16 protein-coding genes are annotated in these 16865 nt (G+C 68.6%); 4 read left to right on the plus strand and 12 right to left on the minus strand.

From position 1 onward, the window contains the following. Nucleotides 1-56 precede the first annotated feature (56 nt). A complete protein-coding gene (gene recF / locus CI805_RS13825; protein WP_260924460.1) occupies nucleotides 57-1163 on the plus strand; it encodes a DNA replication/repair protein RecF in 1107 nt (368 codons plus the stop codon). On the opposite strand, the gene CI805_RS13830 is transcribed toward recF, so the two are convergent. Continuing rightward, on the minus strand, nucleotides 1132-1887 hold the full coding sequence (locus CI805_RS13830) for an arylesterase (RefSeq protein ID WP_260924462.1): 756 nt from the start codon (nucleotides 1885-1887) through the stop codon (nucleotides 1132-1134). The two genes, recF and CI805_RS13830, sit on opposite strands and share 32 nt — an antisense overlap. A gap of 40 nt (nucleotides 1888-1927) precedes the next feature. Between CI805_RS13830 and CI805_RS13835 the strand changes: the two genes are divergently transcribed. Then, a complete protein-coding gene (locus tag CI805_RS13835; protein WP_409934957.1) occupies nucleotides 1928-2680 on the plus strand; it encodes an ABC transporter ATP-binding protein in 753 nt (250 codons plus the stop codon). Nucleotides 2681-2690: 10 nt separating this feature from the next. Then, nucleotides 2691-5237 carry an ABC transporter permease gene (locus tag CI805_RS13840; protein ID WP_260924467.1) on the plus strand — a complete coding sequence of 849 codons (2547 nt, stop codon included), beginning with the start codon at nucleotides 2691-2693 and terminating at the stop codon, nucleotides 5235-5237. 50 nt (nucleotides 5238-5287) lie between these two features. Here CI805_RS13840 and CI805_RS13845 read toward each other — a convergent pair whose 3' ends face one another. From CI805_RS13845 to CI805_RS13870, 6 genes are all read right to left on the minus strand, one after another. Next, a complete protein-coding gene (locus CI805_RS13845; protein ID WP_260924469.1) occupies nucleotides 5288-5992 on the minus strand; it encodes a cell wall hydrolase in 705 nt (234 codons plus the stop codon). Nucleotides 5993-6308: 316 nt separating this feature from the next. Further along, on the minus strand, nucleotides 6309-7517 hold the full coding sequence (locus tag CI805_RS13850; protein ID WP_260924471.1) for an ABC transporter permease: 1209 nt from the start codon (nucleotides 7515-7517) through the stop codon (nucleotides 6309-6311). Beyond that, nucleotides 7517-8296 (minus strand): ABC transporter ATP-binding protein, encoded by a 780-nt coding sequence (locus CI805_RS13855; protein WP_260924473.1) that lies wholly within the window; start codon nucleotides 8294-8296, stop codon nucleotides 7517-7519. Before CI805_RS13855 ends, CI805_RS13850 begins: the two co-directional genes overlap by 1 nt. A 1-nt stretch (nucleotide 8297) precedes the next feature. Further along, a complete protein-coding gene (locus CI805_RS13860) occupies nucleotides 8298-9656 on the minus strand; it encodes an efflux RND transporter periplasmic adaptor subunit (RefSeq protein WP_260927990.1) in 1359 nt (452 codons plus the stop codon). Between the two features lie 38 nt (nucleotides 9657-9694). After that, complete coding sequence (locus CI805_RS13865) at nucleotides 9695-10921, minus strand: TolC family protein (protein WP_260924475.1); 1227 nt, start codon at nucleotides 10919-10921, stop codon at nucleotides 9695-9697. After that, a complete protein-coding gene (locus tag CI805_RS13870; protein WP_260924477.1) occupies nucleotides 10806-11270 on the minus strand; it encodes a TolC family protein in 465 nt (154 codons plus the stop codon). The genes CI805_RS13865 and CI805_RS13870 overlap by 116 nt, the downstream gene beginning before the upstream one ends. Nucleotides 11271-11445: 175 nt before the next feature. Between CI805_RS13870 and CI805_RS13875 the strand changes: the two genes are divergently transcribed. Next, on the plus strand, nucleotides 11446-12114 hold the full coding sequence (locus CI805_RS13875; protein WP_260924479.1) for a L,D-transpeptidase family protein: 669 nt from the start codon (nucleotides 11446-11448) through the stop codon (nucleotides 12112-12114). A 462-nt stretch (nucleotides 12115-12576) separates the two neighbouring features. Here the strand turns inward: CI805_RS13875 and CI805_RS13880 are convergent, their stop codons facing one another. The 5 genes from CI805_RS13880 to CI805_RS13900 form a co-directional block, all read right to left on the minus strand. Continuing rightward, nucleotides 12577-13776 (minus strand): IS91 family transposase, encoded by a 1200-nt coding sequence (locus tag CI805_RS13880; protein WP_260924481.1) that lies wholly within the window; start codon nucleotides 13774-13776, stop codon nucleotides 12577-12579. Between the two features lie 4 nt (nucleotides 13777-13780). Next, on the minus strand, nucleotides 13781-14701 hold the full coding sequence (locus tag CI805_RS13885) for a tyrosine-type recombinase/integrase (RefSeq protein ID WP_260924483.1): 921 nt from the start codon (nucleotides 14699-14701) through the stop codon (nucleotides 13781-13783). Nucleotides 14702-14849: 148 nt separating this feature from the next. Then, entirely contained in the window at nucleotides 14850-14987 is a 138-nt protein-coding gene (locus tag CI805_RS13890) for a hypothetical protein (RefSeq protein ID WP_260924485.1), read from the minus strand. Beyond that, a complete protein-coding gene (tilS, locus tag CI805_RS13895) occupies nucleotides 14987-15850 on the minus strand; it encodes a tRNA lysidine(34) synthetase TilS (protein WP_260924487.1) in 864 nt (287 codons plus the stop codon). Before tilS ends, CI805_RS13890 begins: the two co-directional genes overlap by 1 nt. 4 nt (nucleotides 15851-15854) lie before the next feature. Beyond that, entirely contained in the window at nucleotides 15855-16856 is a 1002-nt protein-coding gene (locus CI805_RS13900) for a tetratricopeptide repeat protein (RefSeq protein ID WP_260924489.1), read from the minus strand. Between the last annotated feature and the right edge of the window lie 9 nt (nucleotides 16857-16865).

The following is a 16865-nucleotide window of genomic DNA, read 5'->3' on the forward strand; positions in this document are numbered from 1 at the left end:
CTGGAACTGGAACGGAGCGTTGTCGGCACACCGCTAAGCCGCTAGTTCCCCGCGCAATGCTCGAACGCCTGCTCCTGTCCCGTTTCCGCAACCATCGCGAGACCGCGCTGGAAGGCACGGCGCAGTTCAACCTGCTGGTGGGCGAGAACGGCGCCGGGAAAACCAACGTGCTGGAGGCGATCTCGCTGCTCTCACCGGGCCGGGGCCTGCGCCGCGCGGCACTGGCGGACGTGCCTTCGCAGCAGGGCGACGGCGGCTTCGGGGTCAGCGCCGCACTGATCACGCCCGGCGGCGATCCGGTGCGCCTTGGCACCGGTATCTCGCCCGAGCGGCCCGGACGGCGGCTGGTGCAGGTCAACGGCGCCGAAAGCCCGGCGCTGCGGCTGGCCGAATGGCTCTCGATCGGCTGGCTGACCCCGGCGATGGACCGCCTGTTCGTCGACAGCGCAGGCGCACGCCGTCGCTTTCTCGACCGGCTGGTGCTCGCGCTGCGGCCCGATCATGCCGCCCACGCCAGCCGCCTCGAGAGCGCCCTTCGCGAACGCAACAAGCTGCTGTCCGACGACCGCGCGCCCGATCCGCGCTGGCTCGATGCCATCGAACAGCAGATCGCCGAGGCCGGCGCGATGGTCGCGCAGGCCCGCGCCGACATGATCGCCCGGCTGGAAGCGCGCCTGCTGGACCTGCCCGAGGCGCCGTTCGCCCGGCCTTCGCTCGCCTACGAACCCGGCGGTCCGACTGAACCCGAAGCGCTGGCACAGGCCCTGCGCGAAAGCCGCCCGCGCGAGCGCGCCGCCCAGCGCACGCTCACCGGCCCGCACCGCGACGAGTTGCGCGTCATGATGGCGGGAAAAGACCAGCCCGCCGCCGACTGCTCCACCGGCGAGCAGAAGGCGATGCTGATCGCGCTCGTCCTGGCCCATTCGCAACTGGTGGAGGAACTGGCGAAAGGCGGACAGGGCGAACAGCGCCCGCGCCTGCTGCTGCTCGATGAAGTGGCCGCCCACCTCGATCCCTTCCGTCGCGCCGCACTGTTCGAGCGGCTGCGCGAAGGCTCGGCGCAGGTCTGGCTGACCGGCACCGAACTGGCGCCGTTCGATGCAATCACCGGCGAGGCAGCGGTGTGGCGCGTCAGTGGGGGTTCGGTGGTGCGGGAACTGTAGCGCCCGCGCTATCCGGTTGAGCGCTCTTGGGCAATGCCTTGACCACTGTGTCCACCGTCATCGCCACCATGGCATCGACGCCGTTCGCGGTGGGATGAATATGGTCGGCCAGCTGCAATTCGAAATGGTTGTAGATCGGCGCGAGGAAGAACGGCACCAGCGTGGCGTGATACTGCCGGGCGAGCTCCGGAAAGATCGCATCGAAGGCCTTCACATAGTCCGGCCCGAGGTTCGGCGGCGCCTTCAGGCCCAGCAGGACGACGCGAATGTGCTCGGCCTCCAGCCGCGCGAGGATCTTGCCGAGGTTGTCCTTCGCCTGCTCGGGCGGCAGCGCGCGCAGCAGGTCGTTCCCGCCAAGGCTTATCAGCACGAGGTCGGGCTTCCTCGACTGGCTCTTGAGCGTGAAGTCCAGCCGGGCAAGGCCATCGGCAGTAGTGTTGCCCGAGACCCCGGCATTGGCGATGCGCGCATTGATCCCGCGCGCGCGCAGGGCCAGTTCCAACCGGTGCGGATAGGCCTCGTCCGAGGCAAGGCCGTAGCCTGCCAGCAGCGAATCCCCGAAGGCGAGCACCGACTGCTCGGCCCCGATCACCGGCAGATCGGGCGCCGCATCGCTGGCGGCCATGCTCGAAGGCGCCTCGGCGGGCGTGTCCGACGCACCGCCGCCGCACCCCGCCAGCGCCAGCACGCAGGCCGCAGCCATCGTCATCAGTATCGGACGCATGCGTTCTCCTTCTCGCACTCTTCTTCGCACCGCAGCACGCATGCCCTTGCCGCATGTGCCTGTCGCCACCCATATAGTTGGCGTGACAAGCGCTTACGACCCCCACTCGCACCCTGCCCCCGCCATCCATGCGAAGGGCCTGCGCCTGACGCTGGGACAGGGCAGCGCCGCCGTCGAAATCCTCAAGGGGCTGGACCTCACCGTCCCGCAAGGCCAGACGCTGGCGCTGCTGGGGCCGTCGGGCTCAGGCAAGTCCTCGCTGATGGCGGTGCTGTCCGGGCTGGACCGCGCCACGTCCGGCACGCTGGAGGTCGCCGGGCAGGACTTTGCCGGTGCCTCCGAAGATGCGCTGGCCCGCGCACGCCGGGGCCGCATCGGCGTGGTCCTGCAGGCCTTCCACCTGCTGCCGACGATGACCGCGCTGGAGAATGTCAGCACGCCGCTGGAACTGGCCGGCGAAAGCGACGTGCGCGCCCGCGCCGAGGCAGAACTGGCTGCCGTGGGTCTTTCGCACCGGCTCGACCACTACCCGGCGCAGCTTTCGGGGGGCGAACAGCAGCGCGTCGCCATCGCCCGCGCGCTGGCCTCGCGCCCGGTTCTGGTGTTCGCCGATGAGCCGACCGGCAATCTCGATGCCGCCACCGGCGCGCAAGTGGCAGACCTGCTTTTCGCTCGCCGGGCAGAGACCGGGGCGACGCTGGTCGTCATCACCCATGACGAAGCCTTGGCCGCGCGGTGCGAGCGGGTGGTTCGGATCGCCGACGGCGTGATCGCGAGCGACACCCTTGCCTGAGGCGCCTTCTATGTCGGCCCCCTCCATGTCGGCCCTGCCCTGGCGCAGCGCCTGGACTCTGGCGAAGCGCGATCTTTCCGCGCGGTTCAAGGGCTTGCGCCTGCTTCTGGCCTGCCTGTTCCTGGGCGTCGGTGCCCTCGCCGCGATCGGCACGCTGACCGGGTCAATCCAGCACGAGCTTTCGGTGCGGGGGCGCACGATCCTGGGTGGAGACCTGTCGTTCAGCGTCTGGCAGCGCAGCCCGACCCCGCGCGAACTGGCGGAGATGCAGCGCTTCGGCACCACCTCCACCTCGTTCCGGTTGCAGGCGCTGGCGGTTCACGGCAACCGCTCGGCCTCGCTGTCGGTCAAGGCGGTGGACAGCCGCTGGCCATTGGCGGGCGAGCTGGTGCTGGCGGACGGGCGCCATGTCGGCGCACCGCCCAGCGGCGTCGCGTACCTCTCCGAAGGCGGCGCCGCGCGCCTCGGGCTGAAGCCTGGCGAGCGCTTCACCATCGCCGGATTTCCCCTGAAACTCGGTGGCCTGATCGCCAGCGATCCCGAGCAGCTGGGGGACGGCTTTGCACTGGGCGATCCGGTGATCGTGCCCATCGGCATGCCGCGCGAGGCCGGACTCACTGCGCCGGGCGCGATGTTCCGCAGCGAGACCAAGCTCGACACAAACGGGACAGAAACCGACACAGGCGGGATAGAGCGGCTCGCCCGGCACTTCAAGACGACCTTCCCCGATGCCGGATACGAGATCAGGACACGCGACAACGCCGCGCCCTCGACCACGCGGTTTGTGGAGCGCATGGGCCAGTTCCTGATCCTCGTCGGCCTCGCCGCGCTGACCATCGCCGGGATCGGCATCGGCGGCGGCGTATCCTCCTATCTCGAAGCCCGCCGCACCAGCATCGCCACGCTGAAAGTGCTGGGCGCGACCAGCGGCGACATCGCGCGGATCTATGCCTTGCAGGTCGGCGCCGCCGCGCTGGTGGGTAGCCTTGCCGGACTGCTGGCAGGCGTGCTGGTGACGCCGCTGCTCGCCCATGCGCTGGGCACGCTGCTGCCGGTGGCGGGCGGCTTCATGATCTCGCCCGTCGCGCTGGCCAGCGCGGCCGGATATGGCCTGCTGGTGGCGCTGGTCTTCGCCGCGCCGCCGCTGGTGCGGGCGCGCAGTTTCCCGGCGATGGCGCTGATGCGCGCGCGGGTCTCCCCCTTGCGGACATCATGGCGGGCGCTGGTGCTGCCGGTGGGCCTCGGCCTTGCCGGGATCGTCGCGCTGGTGATGGTGAGCGCAGCGCAGCCGTGGCTCAGCGCCGGGTTCCTCGTCGGCGCCGCCGCGATGCTCGGCCTGCTGGCGCTTGTCGGCAAAGGCATCGCCCTTCTCGCCCGCCGCCTGCCGCGCCTCAAAAGCCCGATGCTGCGGGCGGGCCTTGCCAACCTCCACCGCCCCGGCGCGCAAGTGGGCGCGCTCGTCACCGCGCTCGGCTTCGGGCTTTCCGCCTTCGTGCTGATCGCCGGGGCCGAGACCAGCCTCGATGCCGAGATCCGCAACACCGTGCCCGACCGCGCACCGGACTACTTCGTGATGGACCTCCAGCCCGAGGCCGCGCCCGCCTTCCGCGCCGCCGTGAACAAGGCCGCACCGGGGCCCGAGGTCCGCCTCGTGCCGAACCTGCGCGGGCGTATCCTCGCCTACGGTCCTGCCGACCATCCGACCCGCGTCGATGACAGCGCGAAATTGCCCGAAGACGCCTGGGCACTGCGCGGCGAGCGCGGGCTGACGTGGTCGGACACGGTGCCGCCGGGCAATGTCGTGACCGCCGGACACTGGTGGGGGCCGCACTATGCCGGGCCCCCGCTGGTCTCGGTGGACGAGAAGCTGGCGAAGGCGGTCGGCCTGAAGCTCGGCGATACGATCACCATCGGCGTGCTCGGCGTCGAGCGCAGTGCGACCATCGCCGCCTTCCGCCGGATCGACTGGGATTCGATGGGCTTCAACTTCGTGCTGGTGTTCTCACCCAACGCGCTGGAGGACGCACCGCACACGCTCGCCGCGACGATCTCGCTCCCGCCGGGCGCCAGGCGAACCAATCTGCTGCCAACGCTGGTGCAGGCCTTCCCCACCAGCTCGGTGATCGAGACCGGCCCCTTGCTGACGCAAGTGCGCGGACTGCTGGACCAGATGGCGAGCGCGATCCTCGCCGCCGCCTCTGTGGCCGTGCTGGCGGGCCTTGCCGTGCTGCTCGGCGCCATCGCCGCCGCACGGGCGAGCCGCACCTACGACAACGTGATCCTGCGCGTGCTGGGCGCCAGCCGCGCGCAGCTGCTGGCTTTGCAACTGGCGGAATATGGCGTGCTGGCGCTGGTTCTGGCCGTGGTGGCGCTCGGCCTCGGCTCGCTGGCCGGATGGGCGGTGATGACGCAGGTATTCGGCTTCGGCTGGCAGCCGGACTGGGTGCGCGTGGCGCTGGTGCTTGTCGCCGGCCTCGTGCTGGTCATGGCCTTCGCGCTGGGCGGCTCGCTGCCGCTGCTGCGCGCGAAACCGGCGCAGGCGCTGCGGGAGTTGTGAGGCTGATGAAGGGTGGGCAGCCGTTGCGCTAGTGGCCCACCCCGCTGCGACTAAGGTTCGCTGCGCTCACCCAGTCTCGCTCCCCTCCCGCTTGCGGGAGGGCCGGAAGGCTTGGGAACGCAGTGACCTAGCCGAACGGGGTGGGCCGAAGGATGGGCAGGCAAAAGCGCCTTACGCTCAGGCGCAGAACACCTGATCGGCCAGCTTGGCGACGCGGCGGGGCAGTAGCCGCCGCGGGCAGCTGCGGCGTGGAAGTAGAGCGCATCGCCGACGACCGGATCGTGCTCGCCTGCAACCACTTCCTGCGCGACACGCAGGGCAGTGCCCCAGCGACGGTCGCCCGAGAAATCGTAGGCATCGACGTTGAAGAACTGGCCGCGCTGCTTGGCGACGCCGCAGATCGTGGTGGGGAAGCGGCCAGAGCGGGTGCGGTTCATCACCACCTGCGCGACGGCGACCTGCCCGATTTCCGGCTGACCGCCGGATTCACGAAGCACGACTTTGGCAAGGCAAAGCGTTTCGGCATCGGTATCGTCGGCATCGACCATGTCGCCGGCGGCAGGCGCATCGGCGTGGACCTGTGCCAGCGCGGCGCTTTCGACGACCGGCGAAGTGGTCGATGTGACCGTCGCGGGAACCGAAGCTGTGGGAAGCGGTTGAACTACGGGAATGGCCGATACCGGCCCGGAAAGCTGCACCAGCGCGGCGGCGCCCAGTGTGAGCAGCGCGATACGGCGCGTTTTCGTCGTATTCATGAAGCCCCCTGAACCCCGGCCTGTCCGGTCCCTTGCCCGTGCGAGAGGCCGCAATTCGGTTCGTCGCACAAGCAAACTGCGACCAGTTGCATCGCCAGCGGGGTGGATGGAGCCCGTTAACGAAGTCTGAAAATGGCGGATTTCCGCCATTTCAGCTTCATGGAACGGCGCATGCGGGGCATCCTGACAGGCGCGTTAACCAGCGGATTTCCGGTACTTTTCGGCCCGTCGCCCAGCCGTTTCGGCGAAATGCCCTTGATCATGGGTGCCGACCGGGCCGAAAACGCTCGATCGGCACGTCTTCAGATCGAGTCGATCACTCGTGACGCAGCGCGTCGATGGGGTTCAGCGCCGCCGCCCGGCGCGCCGGGAAGTAGCCGAAGACCACGCCGATCACTGCCGAGACGATGAAGGCCATCACGTTGCTGGACATGTCGAAAGTCCACGGCACCTGCATCAGCGGCGTCGCCAATGCGATCAGCACTTGCGCCAGCAGCAGCCCGACGATGCCGCCAAGGCACGACAGCACGATCGCCTCGACCAGGAACTGCATCAGGACCTCGCGCGCCAGAGCACCGATGGCGAGGCGGATGCCGATCTCGCGCGTGCGCTCCGTCACCGAGACCAGCATGATGTTCATGATGCCGATGCCGCCGACGACAAGGCTGATCGCGGCGACGGCGGTGACGATGCCGGTCAGCAGCCCGGTGGTCTGGCTGAGCGTATCGGAAATCTGCTTGGTATCGAAGATGTTGAAGTCATCCTCCGCCCCTTCGGACAGATGGCGACGCTCACGCAGCAGGGCGCTGAGCGAATCCTGCACCTGCTTGCTCTGGTAGTTGGTATCGACGCCGACGAGGATCATGCGCACGTCGGTGGAGCCGATGAAGCGGCGCTGCACGGTCTTGATCGGCATGATCACGACATCGTCCTGATCGCCGCCGAAGCCTGCCTGCCCCTTGGTCTCCAGCGTGCCCACCACGGTACAGCTTACGGTGCCCACGCGCATGCGCTTGCCGATCGGATCGACCACCTTGAACAGGTTGGTCTGCACGGTGGAGCCGATGATGCAAGCGGCGCTGCCCGCCTGCTCCTCCAGCGGAGTGAACAGGCGCCCGGCGCTCAGCTTCCAGGGCTGGACGGTGAAATAGGCATTGGTGGTGCCGTTGATCGTGGTGGACCAGTTGGCGCCGTCGTAGATCACCCGCGCGGTGCTCTGCGCCTGCGGGGCCACGGCAACGACGCCTGCCACCTGCTGGCGGATCGCCTCGACATCGTCGCTCTTGAAATCCTGCGGCAGCGCGCCGCCGCCGCCGCGTCCGAAGCCCTGCCCCGGACGTACCATCAGCACGTTGGTGCCCAGCTGCGCGATCTGCGCCTGCACGGCGGCCGTCGTCGCCTTGCCCAGCGTCACCATGGTGACGACCGCCGAGACGCCGATGACGATGCCCAGGATCGTCAGGAACGAGCGCAACAGGTGGCGGCGGATCGAGCGCAGCGCCAGCATGAACACGGTGCCGAGCATCAGGCGAGCCCCTCTGTCGAGCCGTCCGGCTCGCTGATATCCTGCGCAGGCCGGTCAGGCTCGGGCATCTCGCCCGAACGGTGGCCGCGCTCGATCCGGTCCACCAGACCGTCGCGGAAATGGACGATGGTGCGCGCGAAGGCGGCCATGTCGGGCTCGTGCGTCACCATCAGCACGGTGATCCCCTGCTCGCGGTTCAGCCGGGTGAGCAGTTCCATGATCTCCACCGAGCGTTCGGAATCGAGGTTGCCGGTCGGCTCGTCCGCCAGCAGCACGTCAGGGCTGGTGACGATGGCGCGGGCAATCGCCACGCGCTGCTGCTGGCCGCCCGAAAGCTCCGCCGGGGTGTGGTCCCACCATTCCTTGAGGCCCACCTTGTCGAGCGCATCGAGCGCGGCAAGGCGCCGTTCGCGCTTGGGATCGCCGCGATAGACCAGCGGCAGCTCGACATTCTCCAGCGCGCTGGTGCGCGAGAGCAGGTTGAAGCCCTGGAACACGAAGCCCAGATAGCGCCGCCGCAGCATCGCGCGCTGGTCGCGGTCGAGCGCCTCGACGTGGTGGCCCTTGAACAGGAACGCGCCGCCCGTGGGCACGTCGAGGCAGCCGAGCATGTTCATCGTCGTCGACTTGCCCGAGCCCGAAGGCCCCATCACCGCCACGAAATCGCCGCGCTCGATATCGAGATCGACGCCTTTCAGCGCATGGAACGCGGTCGCCCCGGTGCCATAGACCTTGGTGATCCCGCGCAGCCGGATGAGCGGGTCGGCAGCGGCGGCCATGTCACCCACCCTTGGCGCCGGCCGCAGCGGAACCGGCGGCGGACAGCGTGCCGGTGATGACCTGCATGCCCGGCTTGAGCCCGCCCGAGACGACTTCGGTATTGGTGCCGTCGGTATTGCCGGTAACGATCTCGACCGCCTGCGGCTCGCCCTTCTTGCCCAGCACGTAGATCGTCTGGGTGCTGCCGCGCCCGATCGTCGCGCCCTTGTCGGTCGCCCCGCCCCGGCGCGGCGGACCGCCCAGGATCGCCTTGGCGAAGCCGCCGCTGGCGCCTGCCCCTTCGGCAGGCTTGAAGCGCAGCGCGGTGTTGGGGATCATCAGCACATTCGCCTTGTCCGAGGTGACGATATCGGCGGTCGCGGTCATGCCGGGGCGCAGCTTGAGGTCGTTGTTGGCGACCGAAAGATCGGCCGCGTAGGACACCACCTGCCCGCTCGACGACGACGAACTGGTGCTGCTGGTCGTGCTGGAGCTGGACGAGGATGACGAGCTGCTGACCGTCAGGTTCGAGCCGATCTCCACCCGCGTGATCTGCGCATCGAACGTCTGGCTGGGGAAAGCATCGACCGTGAACGTCGCCTTCTGGCCGTCCTTCACGGTGCCCACGTCCGCCTCGTCGATCGAGACTTCCAGCTTCATCTTGGAAAGATCCTCGGCGATGACGAACAGCGTCGGCGTGCTGAACGAAGACGCCACGGTCTGGCCGGGATCGACCTGACGCGCCAAGACCACGCCCGACACCGGCGAGCGGATCACCGCATAGGTACGCTGCGTCTTGGTCTGCGCCAGCGAGGCGCGGCTGGCCTCTGCGGTGGCGACGGCCTGCGCGAGCGCCGCCTTGGCGCGCTGCACATCGGCGCGCGCGGTCTGCATCTCGGTTCCCGAAGGCACCTTGCCGCCCGAGAGGCGATAAACCTCTTCCTGCCGGGCCAGCTGCGCCGTGTTTTCGGCCAGCGTCGCCTTGGCGGTGCCGATCGCGGCGACATTGGCGTTGATCGTCGCCTCGCCCTGCCGGATCTGGTCGTCGATCTGCTCGGGGTCGATCTCGGCGAGCACCTGTCCCTTGGTGACGCGATCGTTCACGTCCACCAGCACCCGCACGATCTGGCCGGAAAGCTGCGCGCCCACCGTCACCTGATTGGTCGGCGCAAGGTTGCCGGTGGCCGAGACGGTCGTCACCAAACGCCCGGTTTCGGCCTTCGCGGTCGCATACTTGGGCGCGTCCGATCCGCCCATGCAGCGGCTGAGCAGCAGCACGAGCACCACCAGCACGACGATGGCGACGATCCACCAGCGCCAGCGCTGCCAGCGCGTGCGGGGCTTTTCGCCGAGGAAGTCTTCGAGATCGCTGTCCGCCATGGTCTGTCCTGCCGGTGGGGTCTGGTGATCCGTCCCGCTCACTGTGCGGGTCCGGCCTGAGTTTGGGATGTGCTGGAACTGGAAGCGCCGGTGGCCGAAAGCCCTGCGGGCATCGGCGTGTTGCCGGTATCGGGCAGGCGATTGGCATCCCAGCCGCCGCCCAGCGCCACATAGAGCGCGACGATCGCCTGCGCCTTGTCCGACCGCGCCTGCGCCAGCCCGTCGCGCGCCGAGATCAGCGAGGATTCGGCGGTGTTGAGCGTGGTGAAGTCGGTCAGCCCCGAACGATACTGGCTGCGTGCGAGCACCGCCGAATTGGTCGCCGCGTCGAGCGCGATGGCATACTGCACTTCGCGCGCGCGGGCCGCATCGAGCGCGACCATCGCGTTCTCGGTATCCTCCAGCGCGCTGAGCACGGCGGACTTGTAGGCCGCGAAGGCCTCATCCGCCGCCGCGCGGTTCGACCGCACTTGCGCCGAGGCCGCGCCGCCGTTGAAGATCGTGTGCGACAGCGTGCCGAACAGCGATCCGGTGATCGTGTCGAGCAGGCTGGAGAGGCTCGTGGCGTTGCTGGTCAGAGAGCCGCCGATCGACAGCGAGGGCAGCAGCGCCGCCTTGGCAACCCCGATCCGCGCCACGGCAGCGGCGAGCGAGCGCTCTGCCGAGCGGACATCCGGGCGCTGGCGCAGGGTATCGGCGGGAACGCCCACGCCGACGATATCCTCGCCCGCGAGCGATCCATCGGCAGCAGAGTGCGTCGCCGGGATTGGCGCGGGGGTTGCCAGCAGCGCCTTGAACGTGCCGGGCGCCTGCCCGGTCAGCACGCCGATGCGCGCGACGGCGGTGTTGTAGGACTGCTCCAGCGTCGGGATCGTCGCGGCGGTCTGCGCCCGGCTGGCACGCGCCGTCTCGACATCGACCGACGTGGTCAGCCCGGCCTGCACACGCCACTGGGCGATCTGCAGGTTCTCGTCGAGGATTGTCAGGCTGTCGCGCGCATTGGCCAGCTGCGCCTGATAGCCGCGCGCCAGCATGTAGTTCTTCGCGACCTCGCTCTCCACCGAGAGCAGCGTGGTGGCATAGTCGTAGCCGCTGGCCTGATAGGCATCGCGCGAAGCCTCGACCGAGCGACGCACCCCGCCGAACAGATCAAGCTGATAGCTGGCATCGAGGCCGACCGAATAGTTGGTCGTCCCCCGCTGCCCGAATAGACATAGCCCGAGGAACCGGCGGTCGCCGCGCCGTTGGCCCGCGCACCTGCTCATAGCGCGTCGCGCCTGCCGATCCGCTGAGCGTCGGGAACAGCGAGCCCTGGCTGACCTTCAGCGCCTCTCGCGCCTGCCGCAGCCGCGCCACCGCCTGCGCCAGATCGAGGTTGTTCGCCGCCGCCAGCTCGACCACTTGGGTCAGCACCGGGTCGTCGAACCGGCTCCACCAGCGGGTCAGGTCCTCGCGCTCGGTAGAGGCCGGGACCGACCAGGCATCGGGAACGCCAAGGTCTGCCGCCGCGCGGGCGTGATAGTTCGGCCCGACGGCGCAGGCGCCCAGCGCGCCGCTCATCACCGCGCACAGCGTTACAGTGGGGACAAGATTGAGCCCGGTTCGTTTCATCATGCCAGCCTGAAAGGTCGCGGGTCTGTCGTCCAGCGGGGAATTGTGTCACTGTGTTGCAAATTCACCGGCAGTTTCAAGGTGATTATCGAAATTTCCGGTCGGTGTATTAGTTTTAACCCTGATGCGCGATGACAGGGATCATGGCCTTTTCAGATTCGCTCCCTATCTTTTTGTCATGAACCGCAACGCTCTTCTCCTGCTCGGCTCGGGCGTGGTGGCACTGGGCGCCATCGGCGGCGCGCTCTATGCCGCCGGAAGGCCCGAAGCGGCCTCCCCTGCCCTTGGCACGGATGCGAAGACGGTGGTCGCGGCGAATGTAACGAAAGCGGCGGCGAATGTGTCTGCCCCTGCCCCCTCACCCGCGCCTGCCAGAGACGCAGGCTTCGTCATCAAGCGCATCCTGCCGATCAGCGGCCCGATCCGCTATGGCGACTGGCACTGGGACGATGCGGGCGTGCCGCAAGGCCCGATCGTCATCACCGTCGACCTCGACGCCCGCGTGATCTCGGTGTTCCGCGACGGCTACGAGATCGGCACCAGCGCAGTCCTGCTGGGCAGCGACGACAAGCCGACCCCGCTCGGCGTGTTCCCGATCACCCAGAAGGACGAGCATCACGTCTCGAACATCTACACCGGCGCGCCGATGCCCTACATGCAGCGCCTGACCAACGACGGGATCACCCTGCACGGCTCGAACGTGGCGCTGGGCTACGTCAGCCACGGCTGCGTGGGCATGCCCGACGATTTCGCCGCCAAGCTGTTCAAGACCACGCATCTGGGCGACAAGGTCTATATCACCCGCGGCAAATACGTGGGCATGGGCTCGGACCTGACCGGCGGGTGAAGGCGGCGCGGAAGGCAATTAACTGCCGTCACGCTGGCCCACCCCGCTGCGACTAGCATCGCCTGCGGCTCTGCAAGGCTCGCTCCCCTCCCGCCTGCGGGAGGGCCGGAAGGCTTGAGAGCGTAGCCAACTAACCGAACGGGTGGGCTGGCGCGACGTCTTCAATGGTGAAGGGTTTCGGGCGCTTGCGTACGAAAGCCTCCCATGCAGGAACCCGCGTGCCCGATAGGCTGGGCTATGGGGATTTGCGCTTTCGCGTGGTGTGGCGGGGTGAAGTGCGCGCTTTGATGGAGGCACGACAGCAGCGCAGTAGCGGGTGCCTGGATGCGCTGAGGGTGTGTTCGGCGCGCTGTCGAGGTTGATGCCAGGAGCAGACGCGGGCGCGTCGCGCGTTGGGAGCAAGTCGGCCCTCTGACCACCGCGCGCTCTGCGGGGCCATGGCGACTGGCGGACCATGCCGGGTCATGCGGCGCGCTCCCGGATTGGCGGGCTAGGCCTGGGCGGCGCGCGGGGCTGGCTCCAGCGTGGGAAGGTTTCGATGACGATCATGCGCCCGCCGCAGCACGGACATGGCGCGCAAGTGTCGGGCTCGGCTTCGGGCTCCGGCGCCTCCGCCTCCACCTCTGGCGTGACGGGAAGCAGGCGGCGGGCGAGCGCGAGATTGTCGTGGCGTGCGGCGCTGGCGAGCAGGCCGTAATGGCGGATGCGGTGGAAGCCACGCGGCAGGACGTGGAGCAGGAAGCGGCGAATGAACTCGTTGGCGGTCAACGTCATGACCCGCTGGCGTTCGGGCCCATCGCGGCGATAGTCCTTATAACGCAAGGTCACGCCGTTCGCGTCGAAGGCGATCAGGCGCCGGTTCGAGATGGCGACGCGGTGGGTATAGCGCGAGAGGTAGGCGAGCACCGCTTCCGGCCCGGCAAAGGGCGGCTTGGCATAGACCACCCAGCGTTTCTTGCGCGCCGGGGCAAGGTGCCGCTGGAAGGTCCGCCGCTCTGTCAGATCGGTCAGGGAGCCGAAGAAGGCGAGCTTGCCGGCATCGTGCAGCGCGTTCAGCCGGGTGAGGAAGAGCCGTCGGAACAGCGCCCCCAGCACGCGCACCGGCAGGAGGAAGGCCGGACGCGAGGAGATCCAGCGACTTGCATCGGGCGCGATACCGCCGCCCGGCACGATCATGTGGACATGCGGATGGTGGGTCATTGCCGATCCCCAGGTGTGGAGGACGGCGGTGATCCCGATCCGGGCGCCCAGATGGCGGGGATCGGCGGCGATGGTCAGCATCGTCTGCGCGGCCGCCTTGAACAACAGGTCGTAGACCAGCGCCTTGTTCTGCCACGCGATGTCGGCAACCTCGGCGGGTAGCGTGAAGACGACGTGGAAGTAGCCGACGGGAAGCAGGTCGGCCTCCCGTTCGGCCAGCCAGGTGCGCGCGGCGGCGCCCTGGCATTTTGGGCAATGCCGGTTGCGGCAGCTGTTGTAGGCGACCCGCCAGTGCCCGCAGTCCTGACAGGCCTCGACGTGCCCGCCCAGGGCTGCGGTGCGACAAGTCTCGATCGCGGACATCACCTTGAGCTGGGCAAGACTCAGGTGCCCGGCATGGGCCGCCCGGTAGGCTGGTCCGACCGAGCGGAAGATGTCCGCGACCTCGAGGTTGGAGCGCATCGGCTCATCCGGCGTCGTCTGGTCCTATGGGCGCTTTGCCCTCCATCAGCGCCATCAGCTGGTCAAGCGGGCCCGACACGGCGTGGATCGTGCGCGTGGAGACCTTGGTGTAGAGGGCGGTGGTCTCCAGTTTGCTGTGGCCGAGCAGGACCTGGATCACGCGGATATCGACATCCTGCTCGAGCAGATGCGTGGCGAAGGAATGGCGCAGGGTGTGCGGGCTGACGCGCTTGCGGATGCCAGCCACCTCGGCCGCCTCCTGGACCGCGCGGTGCAACTGCCGGGTCGAGATTGGATCGGTGACGTTCTGGCCGGGGAACAGCCAGCCATGCGCGATCAGCACCCCGCGCTTCCTGCCCTCTCGCCACCACATCCGCAGCAGTTCGAGCAGCTGGGGCGAGAGCATGGCATTGCGATCCTTGCCGCCCTTGCCCTGTTCAACGCGGATCAACATGCGTGTGCTGTCGATATCGTCGACCTTGAGGTGGGCGACCTCGGATACGCGCAGGCCCGCGCCATAGGCCACCCCCAGCGCCGCCTTGTACTTCATGCCGGGGGCGGACTGGAGCAACCGCGCAGCCTCCTCGACGCTCAGCACTTCGGGCAGCCGGGGCACGATGCGGGTGACGACCAAGGCCCGCGCCAGATCGCGTCGCCTGAGCGTGACGTTATACAGGAAGCGCAAGGCCGACACGGTGCCGTTGATGGTGCTCGGCCTGACCCCGCTCTCATGCTGCATGAGCTGAAAGCGGCGAAGGTCCTCTTCCGTTGCCGTATCGGGAGGGCGCCCCAGGAAGGCTGCCAGGCGCTTCACATGGCGCACATAATCCTTCTGGGTATGCGGACCGAGCCCCCGCATCATCATGTCGTGCTGCATCCGCTGGCGCAGCGGGCTGATCGGGGCGGTATTGATCGAGACAGTCATGGCAAGTTCCTCTCCGTTAAAGGAACTGCCAGCCTCGCCCCGCTAAAGGCCTACATGTACCACGCTACATCGCCCCACGCGCCCCTCCCGCGCGAGCGGGTTCGTGCATGGGGCGTTTGCAGACCAGCCGAATGCACCCGCAAGCCCCCTAGAAATCCTCCGGCGCCTTCGTAATGATGCGCTTCGCGGCTCGGACGGGGGCTTTCGAGAAGCTCCAGCCGCCTGCGTTGGCGCGTGCCACCAGATCGCCGATCGAGGCGGGGCGCCCGGCGATCAGCGTTTCCATCAGTCGCGCCACGGCCTGCCCGCGCGGGGCGTACCGTCCAGTTCGGTGACGATCAGCGCCAGCACCCGCAAGGCAACGGCACGCGGCGCACGCGGGCGGTAGCGCAGGCCCAACGGCTCTTTCGTGACACACGAGCGCCATTCGAGCGCGGCCATCCACTCCAGCGCCTCATCGGCTTCGGCGAGATGCGCGGCGCTCTGGGCGACGGCAGTGATGTCGAGCCAGTCCGCATCCTTGAGCGCCTGCCGCATCCGCACCCGGTCGAAGCGCGGGTCGGCATTGCTGGGGTCCTGCGCGGCAGCGACACCCGCCGCCGTAACGACCTGCGCGAGGTCCGCGCGGCGCCAGCCGAGCAAAGGCCGCAACAGGCCAAGGTCCTTCGTGCCCGGAACCACACCTTGCGCGCGCGTGCCCGCGAGCCCCGCCACGCCGCTCGCGCGGTTGAGGCGCATCAGCAGCGTCTCGGCCTGATCGTCGGCATGGTGCGCGGTGGTGAGCACGGCCAGCCGCCGGTCCTCGATCCAGTCTGCCAGCGCGGCATAGCGCGCGGCGCGCGCCTCGCTCTGGACATTGCCCGGCGCCACGGTGACGCGCAAGGTGCGGTGCGGCACGCCCAGCCGCTCGCACAGCGCCGCGACATCCGCCGCCTCGTCCGCACTGGCGGCGCGCAGGCCATGATCGACCGTCGCCGCCTCGACCCGCCCCGGCAGGGCGGCATGGGCGAGCAGCAGCAGCGCGGTCGAATCCGGGCCGCCGGAAATCGCCACGGCCAGCTTTGCCGGTTCATGGGCGATCCCCTCCGGCCAGATCGCGGCAAGGTCCGCATGGAACCGCGCCACGAGATCGGCGGAAGGGGTCAGCACGGTATTAGTTGCAGGTCAGCCCACGGCGCGTGGCGTCGTAGATGTCCTTCAGGCGCCCGGCCGCCTCGGCAGTGTAGCTCTGGCTGAACTGGTCGAGCGCGATGCAGGCGCGGCGGGTGTCCTTCAGCGCCTTCATCGACACGCCGAGGTACAGCAGGCTGTCCGCCGCCCGCGCGCCGGTCTTGTCCGACTGGTAGTTCTGGAGGAACCACTTGGCGGCCTCGGTCGGGTTGCCGTCATCCAGATAGGCACGGCCCAGCAGGTTGCGGCCATAGCTGACCATCGGGTCCTTGGGATACTGGGCCAGATACTGCTTCAGCTGCTGCTGCGCCTCGGGATAGTACTTCGCGCTCCACAGGCGGAAGCCATAGCTGTAGGCGTCCTGCCCCGGATTGCCGGTCTGCGGCTTTTCGACACCCTTCACACCATCGGCGCGCGCACCGCTGCTGGGCGCAGGCGCGGTTCCGGCGGAAAGCGGCTGGCTGGGGCCATTGTCCTGCGGCCCGTTATCCCGACCAGCGTTATCCTGCGGCATCGCTCCCGGTTGCACCGGACCCTGCTGCACCGGCGCAGGAGCGGCCTGCGCTGCAGCGGCCATGTCGTTCATCCGGCCTTCCAGCTGGTTCAGCCGGTTGGTGTTCTGCTCCACCTGCGAGGTCAGCTGCGCCAGCTGACGCTCCACTGCGTCCACGCGCGAGAGCATGTCGGTCATCGGCGTGGCAGACGGTGCCTGCGTGGGCTGGGGCGCGGCAGCGGGCGGCGGGGTGATCTGCGGGAAGAAGGTGCCGTCGCCGCCGGGGAAGACCTTGCGCTGGAGCGCGCGCACTTCGGATTCCACCTTGTCGAGGCGGCGCTGGGTATTGGCGTCCTGCGCGAAAGCAGGCGCGCTGCCAGCCAGCATCGCGAAACCGGCCACCACGGCCATGGCTGTCGAGACGGACATGCGGCGCCCGCGCTGACGCGTAGCGGGGATACGGGCTGCGCGCGACGCGACAATTCCACTCATGAGCTGGTC

This window comes from Novosphingobium sp. 9, from assembly GCF_025340265.1.
Taxonomy (GTDB): domain Bacteria; phylum Pseudomonadota; class Alphaproteobacteria; order Sphingomonadales; family Sphingomonadaceae; genus Novosphingobium.